The organism is Fontibacter flavus (assembly GCF_042432905.1).
GTDB lineage: Bacteria > Bacteroidota > Bacteroidia > Cytophagales > Cyclobacteriaceae > Fontibacter > Fontibacter flavus.
The window spans coordinates 66,101-89,423 of the sequence record NZ_JBHLWI010000004.1; the positions used below are offsets into that span (position 1 = coordinate 66,101).

The following is a 23,323-nucleotide window of genomic DNA, read 5'->3' on the forward strand; positions in this document are numbered from 1 at the left end:
TTATCTGGTAAAAAAACCATGTATCTTTTGTAAATCGAGTTTGATGAAGGTTTTGTTCCCTGAAAGCCCATAATTTGGATTTTGACAGGAAAACAATTGACCGACAATGGTCTCCATTTCGGAAGCATCCAATCTTGCCCCTTTTTTGATCGAAGATTTTCTGGCCAAAGATCTGGCCAAACTTTCTCTTTTATCCAATGATAATTCGGATTTGAAGTGCTTATACTGTTCCAGTAGGCCTTCAAACAGTGCTTTTTCATTGGTGAGTTTGACATCCGCTGGTACCCCTTGTATCAAGATGGTGTCAATACCGAATTCCACAATGACAAAACCCAAACTGTGCAGTTCCTCTTTGATGTCCATGACCAGAGAAAAATCTGCTTGGCTTAATTGGATATGAGGAGGAAAAAGGCATTGTTGAGAAGCTCCTGAAGACTGATTAAGCTGTCTTAGATACCTTTCATAGAGAATTCTTTCATGAGCAGCCTGTTGGTCAATGATTAGCAATCCGGAAGACATCTGTGCGACAATATAGCTTAATTCCACCTGAAATGTAGTGCCAGTGGAATCAGTGTCAGTGGGGAACTCCAGGCTGCCTTTAGCATTAGGTTCATTAGCTTTGGAAGGGAAGGTCAAAAAATCCTTATCTTCCTCTTCATTTGGGATAGTTTGGCTGATTTCCCGTGTGGAACCACCTGTCTCAAAAAGTCTTTCCCATCCTGAGACCGACTGCTTTTTGAAAGAAGGACTTTGAAATGTTTTATAGCTGTTTTCTCTCCCCAAATCATCTGCCTTGGGTGTGTTTTCCTGTCCTACTTCAAACCTTCGGACCGTGTCATGTTTCCAGTTTTCGGTAAAATTGACATCCAGTGAAAAATCCAAGGTCGGAACGACATTATGGGCACCGAGGGCCTGTTTGACAGCAGATCGTACCACTGCATAGACCGTCCTTTCATCGTCAAATTTTATTTCTGTTTTCGTCGGGTGTACATTGATATCGATATGCGAAGGGTCTATTTCGAGGAAAAGCACATAAAATGGATGCATATCAGACCCCATCAGGCCTTCGTAGGCATTGGTCACAGCGTGGTTGAGGTAGCTGCTTTTGATGTAGCGGTTGTTGACAAAGAAAAACTGTTCCCCTCTGGTTTTTTTGGCATTTTCGGGTTTGCCTATGTAGCCGCTTATGATGAGATGTGGCGTCTCTTCTTTGCAGGCCACTAACTGACCTTGGTAGGATTTTCCAAATAGTCCTACAATTCTCTGGCTTAATTTTCCCGGACTGAGGTTAAAAAGTTCCATATCATTTTGGATGAAACTGAAGCCAATTTCCGGGTGGGCCAAAGCTACCCTTTGAAATTCATCCACCAAATGGCGCATTTCCACCGGATTGGACTTCAGGAAGTTTCTTCGTGCCGGTACGTTGTAAAAGAGGTTTTTTACCGCGATGCTGGTGCCTTCCGAGCAGGAGGTAAGTTCTTGCTTCCTGACTTCAGATCCTTCTATATGGATAATGGTCCCCAGTTCTTCACCTTTTTGGCGGGTTTTCATTTCTACTTGGGCGACCGCAGCAATGGAGGCCAAAGCCTCACCTCTGAAACCGAAAGTACGGATACCAAACAGATCGTCAGAATTACGGATTTTGGAAGTGGCATGTCTTTCGAAGCTCATTCTGGCATCTGTCATTGACATGCCTTTACCGTTGTCAATTACCTGGATCAGAATTTTTCCGGCCTCTTTGACAAGTACTTGAATATTCGTAGCACCGGCATCCACTGCGTTTTCCATCAGCTCCTTCAAGGCTGATGCCGGTCGCTGCACTACCTCTCCCGCAGCAATCTGATTGGCGATGGCATCAGGGAGAAGCTGGATGATATCATTCATTTAATTCGCTTTCTTTTTAACCTGAAAAATGCCAACATCAACCCAAGCCCCAAAGCGGTGTAAAGCAGGATATATAGGGCTTCAGGCCCAAAATAAATATATCCGAAGAGGCTTCCGATCAGTACTACAAATATGACCAAACGAATCAACCCAGCACTGTGAATTGAAGTGCTCTCTCTGCCTTTGATCGGACCTCCACTGGTAAATGATCCCCTGATGGAAGAGCCGTATCCTTTTAGGTCTTCTGCATCTTCTTCCAAGGAGGGTAATATGCCATCAGCCTGAAGCTCCTTTTTTATCCGGGCAGTCCTTTGCTCAACTTCTTCCTTCACCGGGTCATAATACCTCGGCTTGATGTCGAATCGCATGGGCTGGGCAGTTCTGAATATTTGAGGAAATTTCATAGTGGAACTCAATTCAAATGGATGTTTGGTCGTTATGTTGAAAACTTACTCCATTGATCAAAAATGATCTAGGGCTTGTGTTTTTTCGTGTATGTTTGTACAAAACGATGTATATTCATACAAAGTTATTTTAAAATTTAAGCAATAAAAATTAAACAGAAGGATGCGGATAAAAGTTTGGGGCATACTGATCGCTTTGGCAGTAATTTTTCAGGCAGATGCGGTGATGGGTTTGGAAAAAGCAAGTGAAGACAGGAAAAGGGAAGATCGTGATCCGCTGGCTTCCAGAGATCAGCGAAAGCAAATGTTCTGGGTGGACAGTGTTTTCAGAAGCCAAAGCTTTGAAGACAGGCTAGGGCAGCTTTTTATGGTAGCAGCTTATTCCAATAAAGACAAGCATCATACAGATGAAATAGCGAAACTCATTCAGGAACAGCATTTAGGGGGTTTGATATTTTTTCAGGGAGGTCCAGTAAGACAGGCCAACCTGACCAATTATTACCAATCGATTTCTAAAGTCCCTCTCTTTATTGCTATGGATGCAGAATGGGGCATCAATATGCGGCTCGATTCAGTCATTACATTTCCCAAAGCCATGACCTTGGGTGCCTTGCATCAAGAAGAACTGATTTATGAAATGGGCAAAGAGATGGCAAGGCAGTTCAAGGAACTGGGCATGCATATCAATTTTGCTCCTGTAGTAGATGTCAACTCCAATCCAAATAATCCTGTGATAGGCTATAGGGCTTTTGGGGAAGAAAAGCGATTGGTAGCCAAGAAGTCAGTTGCTTACATGAAAGGCCTTCAGGACCATGGAGTCATCGCTAATGCCAAGCACTTTCCAGGACATGGCGATACGGAGTCTGATTCCCATTACACCCTTCCTGTAATCAAGCATTCAGAGAACCGTATCAAAGACATTGATCTTTATCCTTACCGTGAGCTGATCGATCAGGATTTGATGAGTGTGATGGTGGCTCATCTGCACATTCCTAGCTTGGATTCAGAGCGCAATAAGGCCACAACTCTTTCCAAGTATGTTGTTTCTGACCTTTTGAAAACACAAATGAATTTCAATGGGCTTGTCTTTACAGATGCCCTGAATATGAAGGGCGTGTCGGGTTTTTATAAGCCGGGAGAGGTAGATGTAATGGCTCTTTTGGCAGGGAATGATGTTTTGGTGTATTCTCAAGATGTGCCAAAGGCCAAAACCATGATCCTGCAGGCCATTGAAGAAGGTAAAATCACCAAGGAAGAAGTTGATGACCGGGTGAGAAAGATCCTCAAAGCCAAATATTGGGCTGGTCTTCATGAAAACAAACGTATCAATACCACAAATTTATTGGATAGGATCAATAGCCCTGCCACAGAACTTTTGGTAGAAAAGTTGTATGCAGCGTCCATCACAGTGGTTTCCAACAAAGATAATTTTCTTCCCCTCAAGCATTTGGATTTAAAAAGTTTTGCTTCCCTGACCATCGGTGGTGATGGTACAATCTTGCAGGAAAAGTTGAATAAATATGCCAAGTTTACTCATTTGAACATCCCTAAAGGTGCTGATGCTTCTATTCTGGCGGCAACTGAGACAAAACTTGCGGAAGCCAATACGGTGGTGGTAGGCATAATGGGTGTAACTAATAATCCCAATAGAAATTTCGGAATCAATGACTCTGATATCAATTTCATTAAAAAACTCAGTCAAGAGAAAAATGTCATCACTGTTCTCTTTGGCAACGCATACGCAGCCAAAAATATAGCGGGTATGCCTCAAACTATTTTGGCATTTGAGAACAATGACTTTACCCAAAGGGTGGTGCCAGAAATTATCTTTGGAGGTAGGGATGCTTTCGGGATGTTGTCCGTTTCGGTGAGTGAGGATTTGAGAATTGGTTCTGGAGGATATCTAGAGGGGCTGGGAAGGCTTTCTTATTCACTTCCTGAAAGTCAGGGATTTGATAGGAATAAGTTGGCAGATATAGATAAGGTCATGGAAACTGCCATAGCCAAAAAAGCATTTCCGGGAGGGGTGGTTTTGGTGGCCAAAAATGGGCAAGTAGTTTTTGAAAAAGCCTATGGCCATTATGATTATGCCAAATCAAGAAAAGTCACGACTGAGACGGTGTATGACCTCGCATCCATCACCAAAGTGTTGGCTACTACGCAGGCAGTCATGTTTTTGGCAAGCCGGAAGTTGATCGATATGGACAAGCCCATAGGTCAGTATGTACCCGAACTGAGAAATACCAATAAGGGTAATTTGATTTTGAAAGATATTTTGGCACATGAGGCAGGCTTGGTGGCATTTATCCCTCATTATGTCAAAACCCTTGAAGCAGGATCCTGGAAAAGTGAGTATTACAGGGAAAAGCCTGAAGCTGGATTTACACTGCCGGTATCCAACGATATGTATGCCCGAAATTCCCTAAGGGACAGTATTTGGCATTGGACGGTAAAGTCAGATCTAAGGAAATTGGAGGCAGGAAGAAGAAAGCATTCTTATGTATATTCAGACCTGACTATGTATTTGATGCAGGAATTGGTTGAAAAAGTTACCAATCAGCCTCTGGATGAATTCGTTGGACAGAATTTCTATGAGCCGCTTGGACTCCATACCATGACATTCAATCCTGCCCTAAAATACCCAAAGGACTGGATAGCCCCTACGGAGGATGATGTGGCTTTCAGAAAGCGTACCATTCAGGGTTATGTGCATGACCCAGGTGCCGCGATGTATGGAGGGGTTGCTGGGCATGCCGGCTTATTTGGAAAAGCCAATGACTTAGCAGTCATGATGCAGTTGATGCTGAACGGGGGTGTTTATGGAGATGTGGGTCTTTTGGATATGGAGACCATCAAAGACTTTACCAAAAGGCAGTCCAGTCAAAGCCGTAGGGGCTGGGGTTGGGATAAGCCTGAACCAGAGAGAGGAAAAGGGGGAAGCGCTGGAGTTCTGGCCCCCAAAAGCACTTTTGGACATACAGGATTTACCGGTACATGCGTATGGGCCGATCCTGAAAATGATTTGATTTATGTTTTCCTATCAAACAGGGTACATCCCGATGCCAACAATAACATCCTTTTGAGAGATGGAGTCAGGACTCAGATACATGATATCATTTATCAGGCTTTGAGAAAAGCATGAGCTTGAAATTATTTTTCAAGGGGATTTGAACAATTTTGTCCATTAATCGTGTTTATAAAACTGTTATAAAAAATTTATCATCCATGAAAATCGGTATTGTCTGTTACCCTACTTTTGGAGGTAGTGGTGTTGTAGCAACAGAATTGGGCAAAGCCTTGGCAAAAGAAGGGCATCAGATTCATTTTATTACCTATAGACAGCCGACTAGACTGGATTTTTTTAGTGAGAACCTTTACTATCATGAAGTGGACATTAAAAGTTATCCACTTTTTGAGTTTGCGCCTTATGAGTTGGCTTTGGCCAGCAAAATGGTGAATGTGGTCAAATATGAGGGTTTGGATCTCTTGCATGTGCATTATGCCATTCCTCATGCATCGGCGGCCTATATGGCCAAGCAGATTTTGAAAGAACAGGGGATTTATATTCCGGTAGTCACGACACTTCATGGTACGGATATTACTTTGGTAGGCAAGGACCCAAGTTATGAACCCGTGGTAACTTTCAGCATCAACCAATCAGATGGCGTGACTGCGGTGTCTGAGGATTTGAGAAAAGACACTTTTGAGCATTTTGACATCAAAAACCATATTGAAGTCATTCCGAATTTCATCGATTTAGATAGGTTTAAGAAGCAGAAAAAAGAGCATTTTAAGCTGGCAATTTGTCCGCATGGAGAAAAATTACTCGTTCATACCTCAAACTTTCGAAAGGTAAAAAGAGTTGAAGATGTGATTCAGGTCTTTTATAGGCTAAGAAAGACTGTCCCCGCCAAATTATTGTTGGTAGGTGATGGCCCTGAAAGAGATAAGATGGAGAGATTGTGCAGGGATCTTGGTACTTGTGATGATATCCGTTTTTTGGGCAAATTGGAAGCTGTTGAAGAAGTACTTTCTGTTGCAGATCTTTTTCTTATGCCTTCGGAAAAGGAAAGTTTTGGTCTTGCCGCACTGGAAGCTATGGCTTGTGAAGTACCGATTCTTTCTTCGAATGCTGGCGGAATCCCTGAGCTGAACTTGGATGGTATTACCGGTTATGTGTGCAACATAGGAGATGTGACCACTATGACCGAAAAGGCGCTTGAAATTCTTGATGACGACAATTTACCCCGGTTCAAGGCTGCAGCTTTAGCGAGGGCAAAAGAATTTGATGTGGCCAATATCCTGCCCAAGTATGAGCAATATTACAGGGAAACCATAGCGCGCGCCAACAAGAAACTCTTGGATGCCTGATAAAAATCATTGCTCCTCACAAGCAAAACCTATGTGATATTCAGCTTACTTCTTTTAAATTTGCATAGCTTTTGATGCAGACAGTTATTGAATTGTTATTGATATTCTAAGAAAACCAATTATTATTTATTAACTTAATCCTTCAGCAAGATGACTACCATGAAAAAAATCGGGAGACTGGATAGACCTGACAATAATGGTTCTGCTCAGATGTTTCAAAATCCGGTATTGGAGAAGCTCTCTAGGACACATATCAGTATACCTATTGCCTTGTTTTTTGTAATTTCCGGAGTGTCGTTGTACCATGCGATATTGAACACTGAAATATCATTGGGAATAGGTCTTTTGGTACTAATAGGTGGGCTGTTCACATTTACTTTTGTGGAATATATGATGCACAAACATTTCTTTCACATGGAACCCGATACACCAGTTAAAGACAAATTACAATATACGGTTCATGGAGTACACCATGATTACCCAAGGGACAAAGACAGATTAGCGATGCCTCCATTCGTAAGTGCCGGTTATGCTTTGATCTTTTATGGGGTATTTACCTTACTCATGGGTGATTATGCGCTTTATTTCCTGCCGGGATTTTTGATTGGATATGCAGCTTATTTAGGTGTACATTATGCGGTGCATGCCTATCAGCCACCAAAGAATTTTCTTAAAATCCTGTGGGTAAACCATGCTGTTCACCACTATAAAGACCCTGATGCTGCCTTTGGGGTAAGTTCTCCCTTATGGGATTATCTTTTAGGTACAATGCCCAAAAAAGACAGATAAACAAAAAAACCTTCATCCGAAGGTTTTTTTTGTTTTAGTCGTTTTTGTGTTTTTGATTTCTTGAAATAAAACCTTCCTTAAATCCAGCAAACTCCATTGAATCTTTGAGACTGCCAAAAAAGTCCATTGGTGTATCGATTCTGTAATAATGATGGGTTTCCAAAGTGTCAGATAGGATAAATATTGAATCATTTACACTGTCAAGATTCCAGACCCTTTCAAAAAACAATGGTGTGGTCGTGATCAGTTTCGTGCCATCTTTTTTGTAGCTATATTCTGCAAAACCCATGTTTTCATGATTTAAGATGATTAGGGAATCAGATATATACAATTCATAATAGGCGGAATCCTGATCGAAGCCATACCAGTTTCCAAGCAACAAATTCGGCTCTGTTTTGGGCTTGCAGGAAGCTAAGAGGATAATAATGAACAATATGAAGGATAATTTTGTACTCATTATCTAAAGGGAATAGTAAAAGCTTAAATTCACTTAAATCGATTCTCAGATTAAAGATAAGCCTTAAATTAATTATTTTTCAAGATAAAACAGCAGGAAATGACAAGACTTAGTATTATAGGATTAGGATGGTTGGGAAAGCCTTTAGCCGAGCACATGCAAATTTTGGGATATACAGTAATGGGTTCCACCACTTCAGAAGAGAAAGCAAATAGGCTGAATCAGGAAGGAATAAATGCTGTGCTGTTAAGCCTGAATCCACATCCTGAGGGGGTTAGGTTTAGCTCTTTGTTTGATGCAGATATCCTGATCATCAATATTCCTCCCCGCACCAGAAGTTTTCTTGATACTTTCCATCCAGAGCAGATCAAATACCTCAAAGCCCTGGCAATTCAGGGAGGGGTAAAGAAAATCATTTATGTTTCTTCCACTTCTGTTTATCCAGACCTTAATCAAATAGCCAGAGAATCAGATGAACTTAACTTGGATACTACAGGGAATAGGGCTCTTTTTCGGGCTGAACAAATTTTGTCAAAAGATAAAGAATATGACCTGACGATCATACGGTTTGGAGGGTTGCTGGGAGTTGACAGGATCCCGGGCAGGTATTTTTCAGGCAAGTCCAATGTGGAGGGTGATAGTCCGGTAAATTATATACATCGCGATGATGCCGTTCGATTGATCAGCTGGGTTATAGAAAAAGATCTCTGGAATCAAGTGTTTAATGGGGTTGCGCCCATGCATCCCAAGCGTCGCATGGTCTATGAGCGAAATGCCCTGGATTTGGGATTTCCTCCACCTACATCTTACACGGTTCAAAGCACTTCATGGAAGGAGATTTCGGCAGATAAGATTTTGGAAACCGGTTTTGCATTTCAAATGGGGAATCCATTGGATTTTTGGTATGAGAAGGGCTGATCATGTTTTTAGAGGATGTTGTTAGACTTTCGCCATTTATCACTTCCCTTTCAGTAAAGCCAAATAATTATTTTATTTAGCGGCCATTAATTTATAAATTCAAATCATGGAAAAGAAAATTGCTTTGGTCACAGGTGCAACTTCAGGAATTGGCTGGGCAACAGCCATAGCACTTGCCCAAATGGGATATAATATTGTTGCAACAGGTAGGAGACAAAACAGGCTTGCACAATTGCAAAAGGAAATAGCAAAGGAAGGTGTCGATACGCTAATCCTTACCTTTGATGTGCGGGACAGGGAAGCAGTGAAAGATGCTATTGCCACGCTACCGGATTCCTGGAGGAAAATTGATATTTTGATCAATAATGCCGGTAACGCACATGGATTGGATCCAATTCAGACTGGTGATATGGAGGATTGGGATGCCATGATGGATATCAATGTAAAAGGCTTACTCTATGTGTCAAAGGAAATCATCCCTGGCATGGTTGCCCGTCAAAGCGGCACCATTGTCAACATCGGGTCCATTGCCGGCAAGGAAGTTTATCCCAACGGAAATGTGTATTGTGCTTCCAAGCATGCGGTAGATGCCCTAACCCAGGGGATGCGTATGGATTTGAATCCATACGGTATCAGGGTAATCGGGGTACATCCTGGTTTGGTGAAGACAGAATTTTCACTTGTACGCTTCAAAGGCGATGCGGAAAGGTCTAAGACAGTCTATCAAGGATATCAGCCTTTGACGGCAGAAGATATTGCAGAAACCATTGCTTTTGCGGTTAGTAGACCTCCTCATGTGGTTTTGGCAGATATCGTGATGTTGCCTACGGCCCAAGCTTCTGCAACTATCGTCAAGAAAAACCTGTAGTTTATGCAGAGGTATTTCGGATTATTCCACTTCTTTCTATTTCCTATTCTCATCTTTTCAGCTTGTTCTCCTAGGGGGTCAAATGAACAAATCAGTGGAGAAGAAGTGGTTTTAGAAGCTAAAGGAGAAGATTGGGTCATTGATGATTCCGAATTTGAAATAGTAGAGGAAATTGGACCTCTTGAGCAAAGCCTGATCGATGCGGGTTTGGTGGATGTAGAGGATGTCATATCAGGGATATTTGTTGACCTGAAGTATTCCACCACGGATAATTTCTTTGGGCAGGATGTATATGGTGACCTGATGCGTTGTTATCTACAACCTGAAGTTGCAGAGATGTTGAAGAAAGCACACGAGAAGCTTCAAGAGGAACATCCCGAGCTGACCTTTTTGGTTTATGATGGGGTGCGTCCGCTGAGCGTGCAACAGATTTTGTGGGATAATCTTGACAAACCTGATAGTGTCAAACCTTTATATGTAGCCGACCCTAAGGTAGGCGGCTTGCATAATTATGGTGTGGCGGTGGACTTGACTTTAGCCAAAGCAGAAACCGGCGAAGCCTTGGACATGGGTACCCCCTATGATTATTTTGGATACCCGGCCTATCCGGACAGGGAAGCACAGATGCTCAGGGAAGGCAAAATCACCAAAGAACAGGTAGCCAATAGAGAAATATTAAGGAAAGTGATGAAGCATGGAGGATTTTCCGGAATTGGCTCAGAATGGTGGCACTTCAATGCTTATTCCAGAAAAGATGCTGCTGAAAAATTCGGTTTGGTGAAGTAATTATTGATAAAAAAACATATTTAAACCCAAGATTCATGAACTCAAAAACCTATTTGACCACTTTATTGCTAGCCCTGATTATGGTTTTGGGCATCAGCATGGAATCAATTGCCCAGAATTATCAGTTCAGGGCTTTGGTATTTAGCAAAACCAAAGGATTTCGACATCAGTCCATTCCTGATGGCGTTGTAGCTTTAAAAAAACTTGGTAGAGACCATCAGTTTGAAGTGTACTCCACTGAAGATGCCGATATTTTCACCGACGAGAAACTCAAGCGCTTTGATGTCATTATCCTGATGAGCACGACAGGCACCATTTTCAACGAGGAGCAGAAAGCTGCCTTTCAGAGATTTGTGCAGAGCGGAAAAGGGGTAGTAGGTATCCACAGTGCTACGGATACAGAATATGAGTGGCCATGGTACACCAAGTTGATTGGAGCACAATTTATGAACCACCCGTATATACAATCTGTTAGGTTGAATGTAGTCGACAGGAACCATCCTGCCACCTATCATTTGCCTGAAAAATGGCTTTGGACAGATGAATTGTATGCATTTAAAAACTTCAATCCGAATGTTCGGGTTTTGGTAACTGCTGACGAGACATCCTATGATACCAATTTCTCATGGCAGCCTACAGAAGGAATGGGCGAATTCCACCCTATGGCCTGGACACATGAATATGATGGCGGTAGAATTTTCTATACTGCATTGGGACATACAGATTGGTCTTTTCTGAATGAAAATTTCCTTCAGCATATTTATGGAGGTATTTGGTATGCAGCTAAGGGATTTCCTATCGATTGATAGAAGGCTTTTACATTAAAAGAATCAATGAAACTTAATTTTAAAAAATCAGGACAGGGGGAGCCCCTGATTATTCTTCATGGGCTTTTCGGTTCTGCTGATAACTGGTTCAGTATTGCGAAGGAACTGGAAAAGGATTTTACCCTCTATTTGGTAGACCAAAGGAATCATGGAGATTCCCCGCACAGTGATGATTGGAATTATCAGGTAATGGCAGAAGACCTCAAAGAGTTGATGGACGATGAAGGACTTGACAGTGCTTATATCATGGGACATTCTATGGGTGGTAAAACAGTGATGACCTTCGCCATGAATTACCCTGCAAAAGTCAAAAAAATGATTGTAGCGGATATTGCTCCGAGATTTTATCCATTACACCATCAACGTATCCTGGAAGGATTGAATGCTATCCCGATGGGTCAGTTGAAATCTAGAAAAGAAGCGGATGATATTCTAGCGGAGTATATTAAAATCCCTGGAATCAGGCAGTTTTTGCTGAAGAGTTTGGGAAGGGATGAAAATGGAAAGTTTATCTGGAAAATAAACCTTCCTGTCATCACTGAGAAGATTGGAAATGTCGGAGAAGAGCTGAAGTCCGCTACCCCATTTGAAAAACCGACTTTGTTTATGGGAGGAGCCAATTCAGATTATATTACAGAAAAGGACAAAGAGGAAATCGAAAGGCTCTTTCCAAACAGCCATGTCATTTACATCAAAGATGCAGGGCATTGGCTGCATGCAGAGCAACCGGCTGCGGTAATAGAGACTGTTAAGGCTTTTTTGAAGGATAAATTTTCTCCATGAACCGAATAAACCAATCTACCGCCAAACCATTCATATTTGGTGTCAATGAAGTTTTTGTCCGTTTGTGAAAATGCAGAAATAATAGGTAAAGAGAAGATAACCAGTGAAAATAGGATGATGTGTTTCATATGAAGGAAAAATTAAGTTTTAACAACTAAACACTAATATAACTACAAAACCCCACATCAATTTCGATTTGCTTACTTTTTTCCCATCTTTACCATATGAAAACCAATAAACCCCCATTGGGAAAATTATTTTTGGTTCCTACTGTGCTTGCTGAGGGCACAGCGGAATTGGTCATCAGTCCTCAGGTAAAAGAGGTAGTGCTACATACCCAATATTTTTTGGTGGAGAATATCAGAACTGCCAGAAGGTATATCAGTAGCCTGAAACTGGGCCTACAGATTGATGCGCTGCACTTTGAGGTATTGGACAAAAAAACAAAACAGGCAGAGCTGGAAAGGATCATGCAACCTATATTCGAAGGTCATGATGTAGGGGTCATTTCAGAAGCAGGTTGTCCGGGAATAGCGGATCCCGGTTCGGCTGCAGTCGCCTATGCACATGAGAAAGGGATACAGGTAGTACCCTTAAGCGGGCCGAGTTCCATGTTTTTGGCTTTGATGGGATCGGGGTTTAATGGACAGTCTTTCGCTTTTCATGGCTACCTACCCATTGACAAAAAGGACCGTGTTCAGGGAATCAAAATGTTGGAGGCAGAATCTGCAAAATTTAGAAGGACACAGATTTTCATGGAGACACCTTTCAGAAATAACCATTTGATGGCTGACCTTTTAGAACATCTTCATCCTGACACCCGCTTATGCGTGGCCAAAAACCTCACAGGTTCGGATGAAATGATTCTGACCAAGACGGTCAGGGATTGGAAAAAGGTAAAAATTGATCTGCATAAAATACCGACAGTTTTCCTTCTGTATAAAATTTGATTACTCTAAGTATTTGTTAAGTCCTGAAAATCAACAGGAAAAATAAAGATTTTTTATTAAAAACTTGCATTTTAGTAATGGGGGGGGGGTAAATTACGTTCAAAGTTTTAGAATTGGCCAATTTTTGAGATTTTTAGGGTTTTTATTCTCACCCTGCAAAATGCTAAGAGATGGTGTTAACATTTATTCTTATGAAAAAAGTATCTTTAATTTTATCAACTTCAACTTTGATCTTAATTTTTGGATTTTTACCTATGAATGTTGAAGCAGGTTGCAATCCTGGTCATGAATCAAGTGGTAAACAATCTTGGGGTTCTAATTGGAGTTTAGTCTGTGATAAAAGTACAATGGCAATTTGCTGTACATCCAGACCTTCATCAAATCAGTAACCTATTTATTTCCCCTCCTCAATTTTTGAGGAGGGGATTATATATTAAAAACCTTTTATTTAAAGAATATGAAAAAATCTTTATTTTATTCATTAGTTATTAACTTTTTATTGATAGGCTCTTGTAATCATAAAGAAGTTCAATTGAATGAAAATACACTGATTAAAATCCCTGTTTCAGGACTGGATAACCAGGTTTTTGAAGATAAATTTGAAATTAACAGGATAATTGCTTTAGACTTTTGTGATGCTTGTATTATAGGGGAAGTTCATAAAATTCTTATTGATGATTCTGGTTTTTACGTTCTTGATAAAACAATTACAAAATCTATCAAGAAGTTTGATTGGAATGGTACACTTTTGTTCAATATTTCTGAGAGCGGGGAAGGGTTGGGGAAATATATACTTCCTTTTGATATGGAATTGGATAAAAATAGACTTTTTGTATTAGATGTCAATCAGCGTAAAATTTTATTTTTTAATGCTGTAAATGGACAATTCGATAATGAACAAAGGATAGGTGATTTTCAGGCTTTAACCTTTGCCCATTTGGATAATAATACATTTGCTTACCACCTAGATGGCAGAGAATTAGGGCCGGATCTACATTATCTTGGCCAAATAGCTGCTTTGGGAGGAGGAAAGTCTACTGCAAAATGGGTTCTTGACTTTGGTAACACAGATTATATGACCGCTGAACAAGAATTTACACGAGGTGAAAAAGGACTTTTGTTTGCCAAATCTATGAATGATACGGTTTATCAAGTAGAGGCTTCAGGCTTTATTCCTAAGTATGTTTTTGATTTTGGGGATAAAAGAATAAGTGATGATATTAAAAAAGCTGATATGATGGAGGCCATGCAACGAATAATGACTGATTGGCCTCATTTTCATTGGGGGAGGGTTTTTGAAAATTCTAATCAGGTATTTTTCCTTTGGTCTGGAAACCAAGGTCAGAGAAATCTTTCTTATTATGACAAAGTTACAGGAGTAACTTATCTCCTTGAAGGTGATTCCTTTTACCCAAAGAATATTGTTTATGTTGATGACCAACGATTGATTGCCTTTATTAGCCCTGAAGAATATATGGAGTCAGACCTAAAAGGAGTAGTAAAGGAATATAGAAATCCAGTTTTGGTAAGTTATACTTTCAAATCCAAATAAATAAAGCCTTCGTAAATCATACTCCTTTAAAAAAGTGTTCAGAATTACGAAGGCTTTATTGTTTTTTAGGGTTCAATCAAGACCCGATAGGAATCATAGAGGATCATGATATCATCCACATAGTTGACGGCAAGATGGCCTTTGGCAAAACCACTTCTGACGACCGGATCATTGTAATATTTCGGGTCGCTTTTCATTTGTAGAAACCGTGCGATACTTTCCCAGTTCTGGGTGTTACCTCCGTATTTTAAAGTGAGCTTCCAGGCGTCTTCCACATGTCCGTGTCCTATGTTATAGGATGCCAAGATCACTTTGATCCTTTCATTGGCTTCCGGGATTCTTTCTCTCCAGAATTTATCCAGGTATTTGAGGTAGTTAACCCCGCCCATTAAGCTTTCCAAAGGATCATTGGGGTTTTCTACTCCAAATCTTTCCAACGTCACGGGCATCAACTGAAGAAGACCTACTGCCCCTGCATAGGAGGTAGCGGTGGTATCAAATCTGGATTCTTTGTACACCAATGATGCTAATAGTCTCCAATCCCAACCCAGGTTTTCTGCACCTTTCTTGATGATGTCATCATAGGGGGAAATCGCATTTCCAGCCAAGGAGGAAAAAGGGCTATTGTTTCTGAAATAACTGTTTTTGGAATTTTGAAAATACTTGGCGTACAGGGTATTGATATAGCCTGATTTGACATTTTTCGAGATCCATTCGTTGATGGCTTTTTCCAGATTAGGGGCATTTTTACGGATTGCCCAGGCCACATCGGATTTTGGACTGATTTCCATATCTACGTCCAGATTGTCAAAATAAGTAGCATTGACCATTCCGACTACTTTATCAGTAACCGTGTATTCAATTTCTCCATTGACTACTTTTTGGATGAGTGCTTCGCTGTCCCCTTTCTCATCCAAAACAGAAAATGTGACGCCATAAGCATCCTGTAAGTCCTGAAGTTGTGCTTTATAGACAGCATCTTTTCGGATATGGATGATTTTATCTTGTAGGTCATGGTAATCCTTGACCATCCTCAGGTCTTTTCGCTGCACGAGTACAGTGCCCATTTGTCCTAAGGGTTTGGTGAAGTTTGCCAGCACTTTTCTTTCCTCGTTGATTTCAAGGTTCATGGCAATAATGTCAGCCTTTCCCTTGTTGAGCAGATAGAAAGCTTCATCAATGTCAGATTTGACAATAAGATGGAGTCTCACGCCAAGTTTACTTGCCAGGTTCCTGAGCATTTCAAATTCATAGCCCATTCGCCTTCCTCTATAGATATAATAACTCGTGGAGGAATTGTCTACAATAGCTCTGATAAAGCCCCTTTTTTGGATTTCTTCCAAGTCAAAAGGTAGCGGGTTTTCCCAGTGGTTCTCAACCTCTTCTTTTTGTCCTAAGAAGGTACATTGAACGCCGAACATGGCAAAAATGAGGATAAATAAGAATCCATTTAAGGTTTGTTTCATTCAGTTAAGGTCCGAATACTCAGACATGGTGAACACTAATAGTAAAAATAGCAAATTTTATACCAAATATTATTTGGTATCTGATTAATCTACTTAAAATAAAAAAACATCCCCAGTGAATGAGGATGTTTTATGAAATTTTCACCTATTTCTGCTTAATCAAGCGTCAAACTGAACTTGTCTTTGTCATTTTGAAAAAAGATTTTTCCGGACAGTCTCAACAGCTCAATTTCCATTTCTTTGATGTTGAAAAGTGCGGATATCAGCCTGTCCTGTGCGGTCAGAAGGTTGACTTGTGCGTCCCGGAACTGTAGGTAATCTGCGATGCCAAGCCTGAATCTTTCCAGTGCAATATCTGCATTTTCTACCGCGACTTTGTAATTGGCGAACTCAATATCCAAAAGTTGCATGTTGGTGTTGTAAATATTGTATGCCCTTTGGATATCAGAGGTTAGCTGTAATTCCATTTGGCTTACGGCAAGTTCAGCATTGAGCTTTTGTACTTTGGCATTTTGGATTCTCCTATTTAATGCAAATCCATTGAACACATTAAAAGAAGCAGTAAATCCATAGTTGAATCCTTGTCTTTGGTTGAAAAGCAAGAAACCAGCTTGTGAATTCAGAGTGTTGTTGTTATAGGTACCGTTAAGGTTAATTGAAGGAAGCCTTGAAGCTTGGGTTTCCCTTAAAGTCAGAAAAGCGACATTTTCATTCCTTTGGGTAATGAGATACTCCTTGTTGTTGAGATAGGCATTCTCGATCAGGTCATTTAATTTCAGGTTGTTCTCTACAATGATAGTGTCATTTACCGCAAGTCGGGTATCAGGAGAAAGTGCCAATAACTCATTCAAGTTAATTCTGGCATTTTTAATTGCCAATTCCTGATTGACCATCATGGATCTGTCTGCATTGAAATCTACTTGAGCAGTGAGGTAATCTCTTTTTCCAGCCCCACCTAACTCATATCTTGCCTGTGCGATATCTAATCTAGACTTGGAAAGTTCTAGGGTTGTCTCCAATACTTTCTGTCTCTGAAGCTCCAGCACTAACTTGTAATAAGCGGAGGCAATGGAAGCTACAGTGTTTTCCACCATCACTTTGGCCTGCAATTCACTGACTTCTGCCAATTTCCCAGCGACTTTCATGGTATAGATGGCTTCTGGTCTCAATCCGTATACAGCAATCAAAGAATAATTTTCATTATTAGATTGGGCGCCATTAATCTGGTTTGGTTCAGGAGAGTTTACAAATTGCTGTGTAACATCTTCCTGGCTGAAGGATCGTGTGAAGTTTGCATCTAAAATCGGCATCAAAAGGCTACCTCGAGTGATTTTGGCATCCCGCTCGGCTATATTTTGATTGTTAGAGGCGATTTTGATGCCATAGTTTTTGTCCAAACCCATCAAAATGGCTTTTTCGAGATCTATGTTCTCTTCCTCTTGGGCTAAAGCAAAGTGTTGGCCTAGGGTAACCAAGGCCAACATACAAAGTAGTTTTTTCATCAGACTCTCGCTAATCTTCCTTGTTTAGAAGTTAAATAAGTATATACTGCCGGGATCACAAATAAAGTCAGAATGGTAGAGAAGGCCAGACCGCCGATAACCGCCACACCCATTGGTACCCTACTTTCAGCTCCTGCGCCAAGTGCTAAAGCAATTGGGAGGATACCCAAAATGGTAGACAAACTGGTCATTAAAATCGGTCTGAAACGTGCACCTGCAGCACCAATGATAGCATCGTCAATGCTCATGCCCTGTGCTTTCCGCTGATTAGCAAACTCTACGATCAAGATACCGTTTTTGGTTACCAAGCCGATGAGCATGATAATCCCGATTTGACTGAAGATATTGAGTGTGAAACCAAACAGCCAAAGTGAGAACAAGGCTCCAAACAATGCCAAAGGCACGGTAAACATAATGGTCAATGGATCCTTGAAGCTTTCAAACTGTGCTGACAAGACCAAGTAAATTAATACCAATGCGAATAAGAAAGCAAAGATCAAACTGTTCGAGCTCTCTCTGAATTCTTTGGAAAGACCTGCTACATCAGTACTGTAGGTTTCGTCCAAGACTTCGCCTGCAATCCTGTCCATTTCTTCCAAACCTGCACCTATGGTATATCCCGGAGCTAAACCGGCGGAAACCGTGGCGCTGACAAACCTGTTAAAACGATATAACTGTGGAGGGGTGCTACTTTCTCTGACAGTAACAAGGTTATCCAGCTGGATCAGCTGTCCATTGTCTGCCCTGACATATAGCATTCGTAGATTTACAGGTTCGTTTCTGTCCTGGATCTGCATTTCTCCCACTACTTGGTATTGCTTCCCGTTCATGATGAAATAAGCAAATCGCTGACCTGAATAGGATAACTGTAGCGTACGCGCAATTTCCTGAACAGAAACGCCAACATTTCTTGCTTTTTCCCTATCGATTTCAATTTCTAGCTCAGGTTTGGTGAATTTCAGGTTGATATCAGTAAAGCTGAAAATTGAGCTTTGGTTGGCTTTTTCCATAAATGGAGGAATGACCTCTTTCAGTTTTTCCAAAGTAGGAGCTTGTATGACATATTGTACTGGCAAGCCACCTCTTCTATCACCAATTGACTGTGGCTGTGTGGCAAAAGCCCTAACAGCAGTGTATTTTCTGATCATGCCTGAAACCTGATCAAAAATTTGCTGTTGGCTTCTTTCTCTTTCTGTAGCATCTGTCAGGATCAACCTCAGGAATCCAGAGTTGGTACTCGCTGTTCCAAATCCAGGTGAAGTTACTGTGATGATACCTGTACGCTCTTTTTCTGGAATTTCTTTTTTGAAATCTTCTAACATATCATCCAGAACATTATCCATATATCCGAATGTAGCACCTTCAGGGCCGGTGAGGTTGACCCTCATTTCACCCCTATCTTCCACAGGAGCCAATTCTGTTGGAATAGTGCCGAACATCCAATATATACCGAAGCCCATCAAAGCGATGATGGCAAAAGCCGTCCAACGGATTTTCATGAACTTTTCCAGCGCTAGGTTATATTTTTCGTTGAGCCATACAAAGAATGGTTCTGTGAAGTTATAAAATGCATTCTGCTTCTCTCTTTTCTTCAAAAGCTTGGAGCTTAGCATAGGGGTCATGGTCAAGGCCACAAAAGAGGATATGATCACCGCTCCTGCTACCACTATACCAAATTCCCTGAACAATCTGCCCGTAGTACCGGTCAGGAATATCACTGGAAGGAATACTGCTGCCAAAGCTACCGTGGTGGATATTACCGCAAAGAAAATTTCTTCTGCGCCCGTTTCGGCTGCTTTGTCCGGATTTTCTCCTTTTTCAATTCTGGTGTAAATATTTTCCAATACCACAATGGCATCATCCACCACCAGACCGATCGAAAGCACGATACCCAATAAGGTCAGTACGTTGATCGAGAATCCCATAAAGTACATGATAAAGAATACCCCGATCAGGGAGATAGGGATGGTCAGGACAGGGATAAAAGTGGTCCTCCAGTCTCTAAGGAAAAGGAAGATAATGGAAACTACCAGAATAAAGGCGATGAGAATGGTTTCCTGAACTTCTTTGATAGAATTACGGATAAACTTCGTGGAGTCAAATCCAATATCCAGTTTTACATCTTCAGGAATATCTTTTTTGATCCCTTCCAGTCTTTTATAGAATTCATCGACGATTTCAATGTTGTTGGAACCTGGCAATGGGACTAAGACTACCCCAACCATCGGGATACCGTCTCTTTTCAGGACCGTTCTTTCGTTCAAGGCTGCCAGTTCCGCTCTTCCTATATCCTGGAACCTTACGATATTGTTTTGGTCCTCTTTGATGATCAGTTCATTGAATTCCTGAGGAGTACTCAGACGGCTTTTGGTTCGAACGGAAAGCTCTATGGCTGAACCTTCTATTCTTCCGGAAGGAAGTTCTACGTTTTCGCTTTGAACTTTATTGAGTACATCCAGTGGCGTAATTCCGTAGGAGGCCATTTTCAAAGGATCCATTCTCAATCTGATGGCATACCTTTTTTCACCCCAGATTTGCACTGTACTTACACCAGGAATGGTCTGAAGTCTTTCTTTGAAAATATTATTGGCGATATCGGAAATTTCCAGAAGACTTCTTCTATCACTCTGTACATTGAGGAATACAATAGGCTGGGAATCTGAATCCGCTTTGGAAACTACCGGGGGGTCTGTATCGGGCGGAAGGTTTCGTTGTGCACCGGAAACTTTATCCCTTACGTCATTGGCCGCAGCTTCGAGGTCAGCACCAACATCAAATTCTACCGTAATGTTGCTCGTACCGTCATTACTGGTGGAAGTCAGGGATTTGATCCCTGCGATACCGTTTATGGCCTCTTCCAAGGGTTCCGTAATCTGGGCTTCTATCACATCGGCATTAGCGCCGACATAAGAAGTTCTCACGTTGATGATAGGGGGATCCACGCTAGGAAACTCCCTTACACCCAAAAGCGAAATACCAATTGACCCAAAGAGTACAATGACCAATGACATCACAATGGCCAGGACGGGTCTTCTAATGCTAATGGTTGATAAGCTTGCCATAATCAGTTGATTTTAGTGTAGTTGACAGGCATACCTGTTCTTGCTTGCAACACTCCGGTGGTCAATACTAGATCACCTTCATTCAATCCATTGACAATCTGTACATATCTATCTGTACGGGTCCCAATGGATACCTGTCTTTCTTCCACTTTTTTGTCACTATTGACCACAAATACTTTATAACCGCTCAATTCCGGAATAATCGCTTCTGAAGGCACCATTAGGGCGTTTTCTTCTACGCCAAGAATGAATTTGATTCTGACAAACATTCCAGGAAGGAAAGTCCTTTGTTTATTAGGACTTGTTGCTCGGAGTTTAAGCGTTCTGGTACCGGCATCTATATTCGGTTCATAAGCATATACTGTGCCTTCTACTTCTTGGCCTCCGGCTTCACTGGAGAAGTAAATTGTAGAACCCAATTTTACCTGATTGGCATATCTTTCAGGAATTGAAAACTCAATCTTGATCGGATCAATATTGACGATACTGGCAATCACATCAGCTGTGCCGATGACACTTCCTTCAGAAATCATTCTTAAACCGAGTACGCCATCGAATGGAGCCCTTATAACAGTTTTGTTCAGCTGTGCATCGACCAATCTCAAATCTGCCAAGTTGGTGTTGAATTGATTCAACACAATGTCGTATTCTTCCTGGGAGATAGCTTCTTTGGCCAGCAATTGTTTTTGTCTGTTTTCCTGGCTTTCGAATAATTTTTTGGTGTATTCCAATCTCTCATACTGGGCCTTCAGCTCATCATCATTTAAATATACCAAAGGGGTGCCTTTTTTAACGAATTCACCTTCTCTGAAGGATATTCTTTTGACCAAACCTGAAATTTCTGATCTTAGGTTTACTGTTTCATTAGGAATGATGGTACCGGTGATGCTCAGATTATTTTCCAACCTTTCAGGTCTGATTTCTACCACATTTACCGGTAAAGGAGCATCCTGCCCAGGTCCCCCCGGCAGTTGTGTAGGGGCAGGTCCAGCGGTCTTGCCTCCAAAGATTTGATCCCTTCTGGGATAAATAAAAATCACTGCGATCACCGCAACGATGACTAGTGTCAATATGATTTTAGTCTGGTTTTTCATTCTTTAGGTTTGCAAAGAATTATAAAATGATTGATTTTGATTTCTAAGAAATTGAAGCGATAACTGATTGAAAGTGTCAGGTTGCTCCACATTGACGACGTGTCCACAGGCTTTGACAATTTCCAGGATGGAAAGTTTATGCTCTTGGACGATTTTTTTTACCGGTTCCAAAAACATGATGTCCTCTTCCCCCATAATGTATAGTGTAGGAATGGACAATTCCTTCTCTTTAAAGTACTTCAATAAAGGGTTGATGTCTTTGGTCATTTTAAACCAACGGATAAATTCCTTTTGGCAAAGTCTTTTGGCTTCCCTAATAAAAAGGTTCCGGGATTCTGCATGATGTCTTCTTGGCATGATGATCCAGGCAAAAAGTTTGTAGAGCCACATGTAAGGGACTACACTCTTAAAAGCATTGCCGAGTGTAACCAAAACACGGGAAGTGGTGGTCAAGCGGGTTACCGCACCGGCCATTACCATCGTTTTGACGCGTTGAGGTTCCATTTCGGCCAATTGTCTGGTGATGATCGTCCCCAAGGATACGCCCATAAAGTGTGCTGGAGGAATGTCCAAATGGTCCAATACTTCAATGATATCTTTGGTAACACCTGCAAAGGTGTATTTGTCATTCCAAATATTCCTGATGGATTCAGCAGACCTTCCGTGGCCTCTCAGGTCAATGAGTAATAAGTTAAACTCCTCTTTGAATTCCCTGATCTGTTTATACCAGATTGAAGAAGATCCACCAGCGCCATGAATGAACACGACCCATTCTTGACTGGATGGATGATGGTATGTTTTGTAATATAACATGCCTTTTTCTCTTTGATCTAGCATATAACTATTGTAAGGGGAGATAGTTATTCAACCGAAAGCTAAGGCCTTTCGTTCTGCTTTTTAACGAAATAAATATAGATGGTATTACAGGGCTATTAGTGGTCAATATTTTGGCTTTATTTTTTGAAAAACCAACAACCTTCATGTAATCCATACACAATGAAAGGCATTCAAGTCTCTCCATTTGCAAATGGAGAGACTTTTTTTCACTGATTTACATGATTCAGGCTTTTATTTACCTGAATCAAACTTTATTCATTTTAAAATGCTCCCCCTGTTTTCGGAAGGAAGCATTAAACTTATTTTGCGAAAATCTGGGATTCGTCCTGGAAGGATTTGAATTCCAGTGCATTTCCTGCCGGGTCAAGGAAAAACATGGTGGCCTGTTCACCCACTTCCCCTTTGAACCTGATGTAAGGTTCAATGACGAACTGGATACCGTGCTGGGTAAGTTTGTCTGCTAATGCATGCCATTCATCCCAGGGTAAAATAGCTCCGAAATGTCTTACAGGGACATTTTTACCGTCAACTTCATTTGCCTTGGCCAAAGTTAGTTCTTCAGGCTTAACATGGGCGGAAAGTTGGTGTCCGAAGAAATTAAAATCTATCCATTTCTCGGTGCTTCGTCCTATTTCACAACCCAGGAGATCTCCATAAAACTTTCTGGTTTCTTCTATATCCCGAATAGGAAATGCTAAATGAAAAGGCTTAAATTGGCTCATAATTTTATATTTTCGTGCTGCAAAAATGACGGTAATTTCTTGTTTTTGAAA

Annotated in this window: 20 protein-coding genes; 11 read left to right on the top strand and 9 right to left on the bottom strand. The window is 41.1% G+C overall.

Going from position 1 to position 23,323, the window contains the following annotated elements; translation table 11 throughout:
- Both mutL and ACFFIP_RS02100 read right to left on the bottom strand, forming a co-directional pair.
- Window positions 1-1,884 carry a DNA mismatch repair endonuclease MutL gene (gene mutL / locus ACFFIP_RS02095; protein ID WP_382385905.1) on the bottom strand — a complete coding sequence of 628 codons (1,884 nt, stop codon included), beginning with the start codon at window positions 1,882-1,884 and terminating at the stop codon, window positions 1-3.
- Complete coding sequence (locus tag ACFFIP_RS02100) at window positions 1,881-2,288, bottom strand: hypothetical protein (RefSeq protein WP_382385906.1); 408 nt, start codon at window positions 2,286-2,288, stop codon at window positions 1,881-1,883. The genes mutL and ACFFIP_RS02100 overlap by 4 nt, the downstream gene beginning before the upstream one ends.
- Before the next feature lie 163 nt (window positions 2,289-2,451).
- Here ACFFIP_RS02100 and ACFFIP_RS02105 point away from each other — a divergent pair, with 163 nt between their 5' ends.
- The 3 genes from ACFFIP_RS02105 to ACFFIP_RS02115 all read left to right on the top strand — a co-directional run bounded on the left by ACFFIP_RS02105 (window position 2,452) and on the right by ACFFIP_RS02115 (window position 7,448).
- Complete coding sequence (locus ACFFIP_RS02105) at window positions 2,452-5,430, top strand: serine hydrolase domain-containing protein (protein ID WP_382385907.1); 2,979 nt, start codon at window positions 2,452-2,454, stop codon at window positions 5,428-5,430.
- Between the two features lie 83 nt (window positions 5,431-5,513).
- On the top strand, window positions 5,514-6,659 hold the full coding sequence (gene bshA / locus ACFFIP_RS02110; protein WP_382385908.1) for an N-acetyl-alpha-D-glucosaminyl L-malate synthase BshA: 1,146 nt from the start codon (window positions 5,514-5,516) through the stop codon (window positions 6,657-6,659).
- A gap of 159 nt (window positions 6,660-6,818) precedes the next feature.
- Window positions 6,819-7,448, top strand: a complete 630-nt coding sequence (locus tag ACFFIP_RS02115) for a sterol desaturase family protein (RefSeq protein WP_382386041.1) — start codon at window positions 6,819-6,821, stop codon at window positions 7,446-7,448.
- A gap of 34 nt (window positions 7,449-7,482) precedes the next feature.
- Here ACFFIP_RS02115 and ACFFIP_RS02120 read toward each other — a convergent pair whose 3' ends face one another.
- Entirely contained in the window at window positions 7,483-7,905 is a 423-nt protein-coding gene (locus ACFFIP_RS02120) for a hypothetical protein (RefSeq protein WP_382385909.1), read from the bottom strand.
- A gap of 99 nt (window positions 7,906-8,004) precedes the next feature.
- On the opposite strand from ACFFIP_RS02120, the gene ACFFIP_RS02125 reads away from it, so the two are divergent.
- The 8 genes from ACFFIP_RS02125 (at window position 8,005) to ACFFIP_RS02160 (ending at window position 14,589) form a co-directional block, all read left to right on the top strand.
- Complete coding sequence (locus tag ACFFIP_RS02125; RefSeq protein WP_382385910.1) at window positions 8,005-8,823, top strand: NAD(P)-binding domain-containing protein; 819 nt, start codon at window positions 8,005-8,007, stop codon at window positions 8,821-8,823.
- A 106-nt stretch (window positions 8,824-8,929) separates the two neighbouring features.
- Window positions 8,930-9,691 carry an SDR family NAD(P)-dependent oxidoreductase gene (locus ACFFIP_RS02130; protein ID WP_382385911.1) on the top strand — a complete coding sequence of 254 codons (762 nt, stop codon included), beginning with the start codon at window positions 8,930-8,932 and terminating at the stop codon, window positions 9,689-9,691.
- Between the two features lie 3 nt (window positions 9,692-9,694).
- A complete protein-coding gene (locus tag ACFFIP_RS02135) occupies window positions 9,695-10,477 on the top strand; it encodes a M15 family metallopeptidase (protein ID WP_382385912.1) in 783 nt (260 codons plus the stop codon).
- Window positions 10,478-10,512: 35 nt separating this feature from the next.
- Window positions 10,513-11,283, top strand: coding sequence for a ThuA domain-containing protein (locus tag ACFFIP_RS02140; RefSeq protein WP_382385913.1), 771 nt, complete (start codon window positions 10,513-10,515; stop codon window positions 11,281-11,283).
- A gap of 27 nt (window positions 11,284-11,310) precedes the next feature.
- A complete protein-coding gene (locus tag ACFFIP_RS02145; RefSeq protein WP_382385914.1) occupies window positions 11,311-12,087 on the top strand; it encodes an alpha/beta fold hydrolase in 777 nt (258 codons plus the stop codon).
- 224 nt (window positions 12,088-12,311) lie between these two features.
- Complete coding sequence (locus ACFFIP_RS02150; RefSeq protein WP_382385915.1) at window positions 12,312-13,037, top strand: SAM-dependent methyltransferase; 726 nt, start codon at window positions 12,312-12,314, stop codon at window positions 13,035-13,037.
- 191 nt (window positions 13,038-13,228) lie between these two features.
- Window positions 13,229-13,426 (top strand): hypothetical protein, encoded by a 198-nt coding sequence (locus ACFFIP_RS02155; RefSeq protein ID WP_382385916.1) that lies wholly within the window; start codon window positions 13,229-13,231, stop codon window positions 13,424-13,426.
- A 68-nt stretch (window positions 13,427-13,494) separates the two neighbouring features.
- Window positions 13,495-14,589 (top strand): DUF4934 domain-containing protein, encoded by a 1,095-nt coding sequence (locus ACFFIP_RS02160; RefSeq protein WP_382385917.1) that lies wholly within the window; start codon window positions 13,495-13,497, stop codon window positions 14,587-14,589.
- A gap of 65 nt (window positions 14,590-14,654) precedes the next feature.
- Here the strand turns inward: ACFFIP_RS02160 and ACFFIP_RS02165 are convergent, their stop codons facing one another.
- The 6 genes from ACFFIP_RS02165 to ACFFIP_RS02190 all read right to left on the bottom strand — a co-directional run bounded on the left by ACFFIP_RS02165 (window position 14,655) and on the right by ACFFIP_RS02190 (window position 23,272).
- Window positions 14,655-16,055, bottom strand: a complete 1,401-nt coding sequence (locus tag ACFFIP_RS02165; protein WP_382385918.1) for an MltF family protein — start codon at window positions 16,053-16,055, stop codon at window positions 14,655-14,657.
- Window positions 16,056-16,210: 155 nt separating this feature from the next.
- Window positions 16,211-17,557 (bottom strand): TolC family protein, encoded by a 1,347-nt coding sequence (locus ACFFIP_RS02170; protein WP_382385919.1) that lies wholly within the window; start codon window positions 17,555-17,557, stop codon window positions 16,211-16,213.
- A complete protein-coding gene (locus ACFFIP_RS02175; RefSeq protein WP_382385920.1) occupies window positions 17,557-20,619 on the bottom strand; it encodes an efflux RND transporter permease subunit in 3,063 nt (1,020 codons plus the stop codon). Before ACFFIP_RS02175 ends, ACFFIP_RS02170 begins: the two co-directional genes overlap by 1 nt.
- A gap of 2 nt (window positions 20,620-20,621) precedes the next feature.
- Entirely contained in the window at window positions 20,622-21,713 is a 1,092-nt protein-coding gene (locus ACFFIP_RS02180) for an efflux RND transporter periplasmic adaptor subunit (protein ID WP_382385921.1), read from the bottom strand.
- Window positions 21,714-21,716: 3 nt separating this feature from the next.
- The gene (locus tag ACFFIP_RS02185) at window positions 21,717-22,526 is read right to left on the bottom strand and encodes an alpha/beta fold hydrolase (RefSeq protein ID WP_382386042.1); all 810 of its coding nucleotides are present in this window, start codon (window positions 22,524-22,526) and stop codon (window positions 21,717-21,719) included.
- Between the two features lie 323 nt (window positions 22,527-22,849).
- A complete protein-coding gene (locus tag ACFFIP_RS02190; RefSeq protein ID WP_382385922.1) occupies window positions 22,850-23,272 on the bottom strand; it encodes a VOC family protein in 423 nt (140 codons plus the stop codon).
- Window positions 23,273-23,323: the final 51 nt, after the last annotated feature.

Bases quoted from the DNA above. Each gene is read 5' to 3' on its own strand.
- ACFFIP_RS02145 (WP_382385914.1), top strand. From the start codon at position 11,311: ATGAAACTTAATTTTAAAAAATCAGGACAGGGGGAGCCCCTGATTATT.
- ACFFIP_RS02105 (WP_382385907.1), top strand. From the start codon at position 2,452: ATGCGGATAAAAGTTTGGGGCATACTGATCGCTTTGGCAGTAATTTTT.
- ACFFIP_RS02170 (WP_382385919.1), bottom strand. From the start codon at position 17,557: ATGAAAAAACTACTTTGTATGTTGGCCTTGGTTACCCTAGGCCAACAC.
- ACFFIP_RS02160 (WP_382385917.1), top strand. From the start codon at position 13,495: ATGAAAAAATCTTTATTTTATTCATTAGTTATTAACTTTTTATTGATA.
- mutL (WP_382385905.1), bottom strand. From the start codon at position 1,884: ATGAATGATATCATCCAGCTTCTCCCTGATGCCATCGCCAATCAGATT.
- ACFFIP_RS02100 (WP_382385906.1), bottom strand. From the start codon at position 2,288: ATGAAATTTCCTCAAATATTCAGAACTGCCCAGCCCATGCGATTCGAC.
- ACFFIP_RS02175 (WP_382385920.1), bottom strand. From the start codon at position 20,619: ATGGCAAGCTTATCAACCATTAGCATTAGAAGACCCGTCCTGGCCATT.
- ACFFIP_RS02155 (WP_382385916.1), top strand. From the start codon at position 13,229: ATGAAAAAAGTATCTTTAATTTTATCAACTTCAACTTTGATCTTAATT.
- ACFFIP_RS02190 (WP_382385922.1), bottom strand. From the start codon at position 23,272: ATGAGCCAATTTAAGCCTTTTCATTTAGCATTTCCTATTCGGGATATA.
- ACFFIP_RS02150 (WP_382385915.1), top strand. From the start codon at position 12,312: ATGAAAACCAATAAACCCCCATTGGGAAAATTATTTTTGGTTCCTACT.
- ACFFIP_RS02120 (WP_382385909.1), bottom strand. From the start codon at position 7,905: ATGAGTACAAAATTATCCTTCATATTGTTCATTATTATCCTCTTAGCT.
- ACFFIP_RS02140 (WP_382385913.1), top strand. From the start codon at position 10,513: ATGAACTCAAAAACCTATTTGACCACTTTATTGCTAGCCCTGATTATG.
- ACFFIP_RS02185 (WP_382386042.1), bottom strand. From the start codon at position 22,526: ATGTTATATTACAAAACATACCATCATCCATCCAGTCAAGAATGGGTC.
- ACFFIP_RS02180 (WP_382385921.1), bottom strand. From the start codon at position 21,713: ATGAAAAACCAGACTAAAATCATATTGACACTAGTCATCGTTGCGGTG.
- bshA (WP_382385908.1), top strand. From the start codon at position 5,514: ATGAAAATCGGTATTGTCTGTTACCCTACTTTTGGAGGTAGTGGTGTT.
- ACFFIP_RS02135 (WP_382385912.1), top strand. From the start codon at position 9,695: ATGCAGAGGTATTTCGGATTATTCCACTTCTTTCTATTTCCTATTCTC.
- ACFFIP_RS02130 (WP_382385911.1), top strand. From the start codon at position 8,930: ATGGAAAAGAAAATTGCTTTGGTCACAGGTGCAACTTCAGGAATTGGC.
- ACFFIP_RS02125 (WP_382385910.1), top strand. From the start codon at position 8,005: ATGACAAGACTTAGTATTATAGGATTAGGATGGTTGGGAAAGCCTTTA.
- ACFFIP_RS02165 (WP_382385918.1), bottom strand. From the start codon at position 16,055: ATGAAACAAACCTTAAATGGATTCTTATTTATCCTCATTTTTGCCATG.
- ACFFIP_RS02115 (WP_382386041.1), top strand. From the start codon at position 6,819: ATGAAAAAAATCGGGAGACTGGATAGACCTGACAATAATGGTTCTGCT.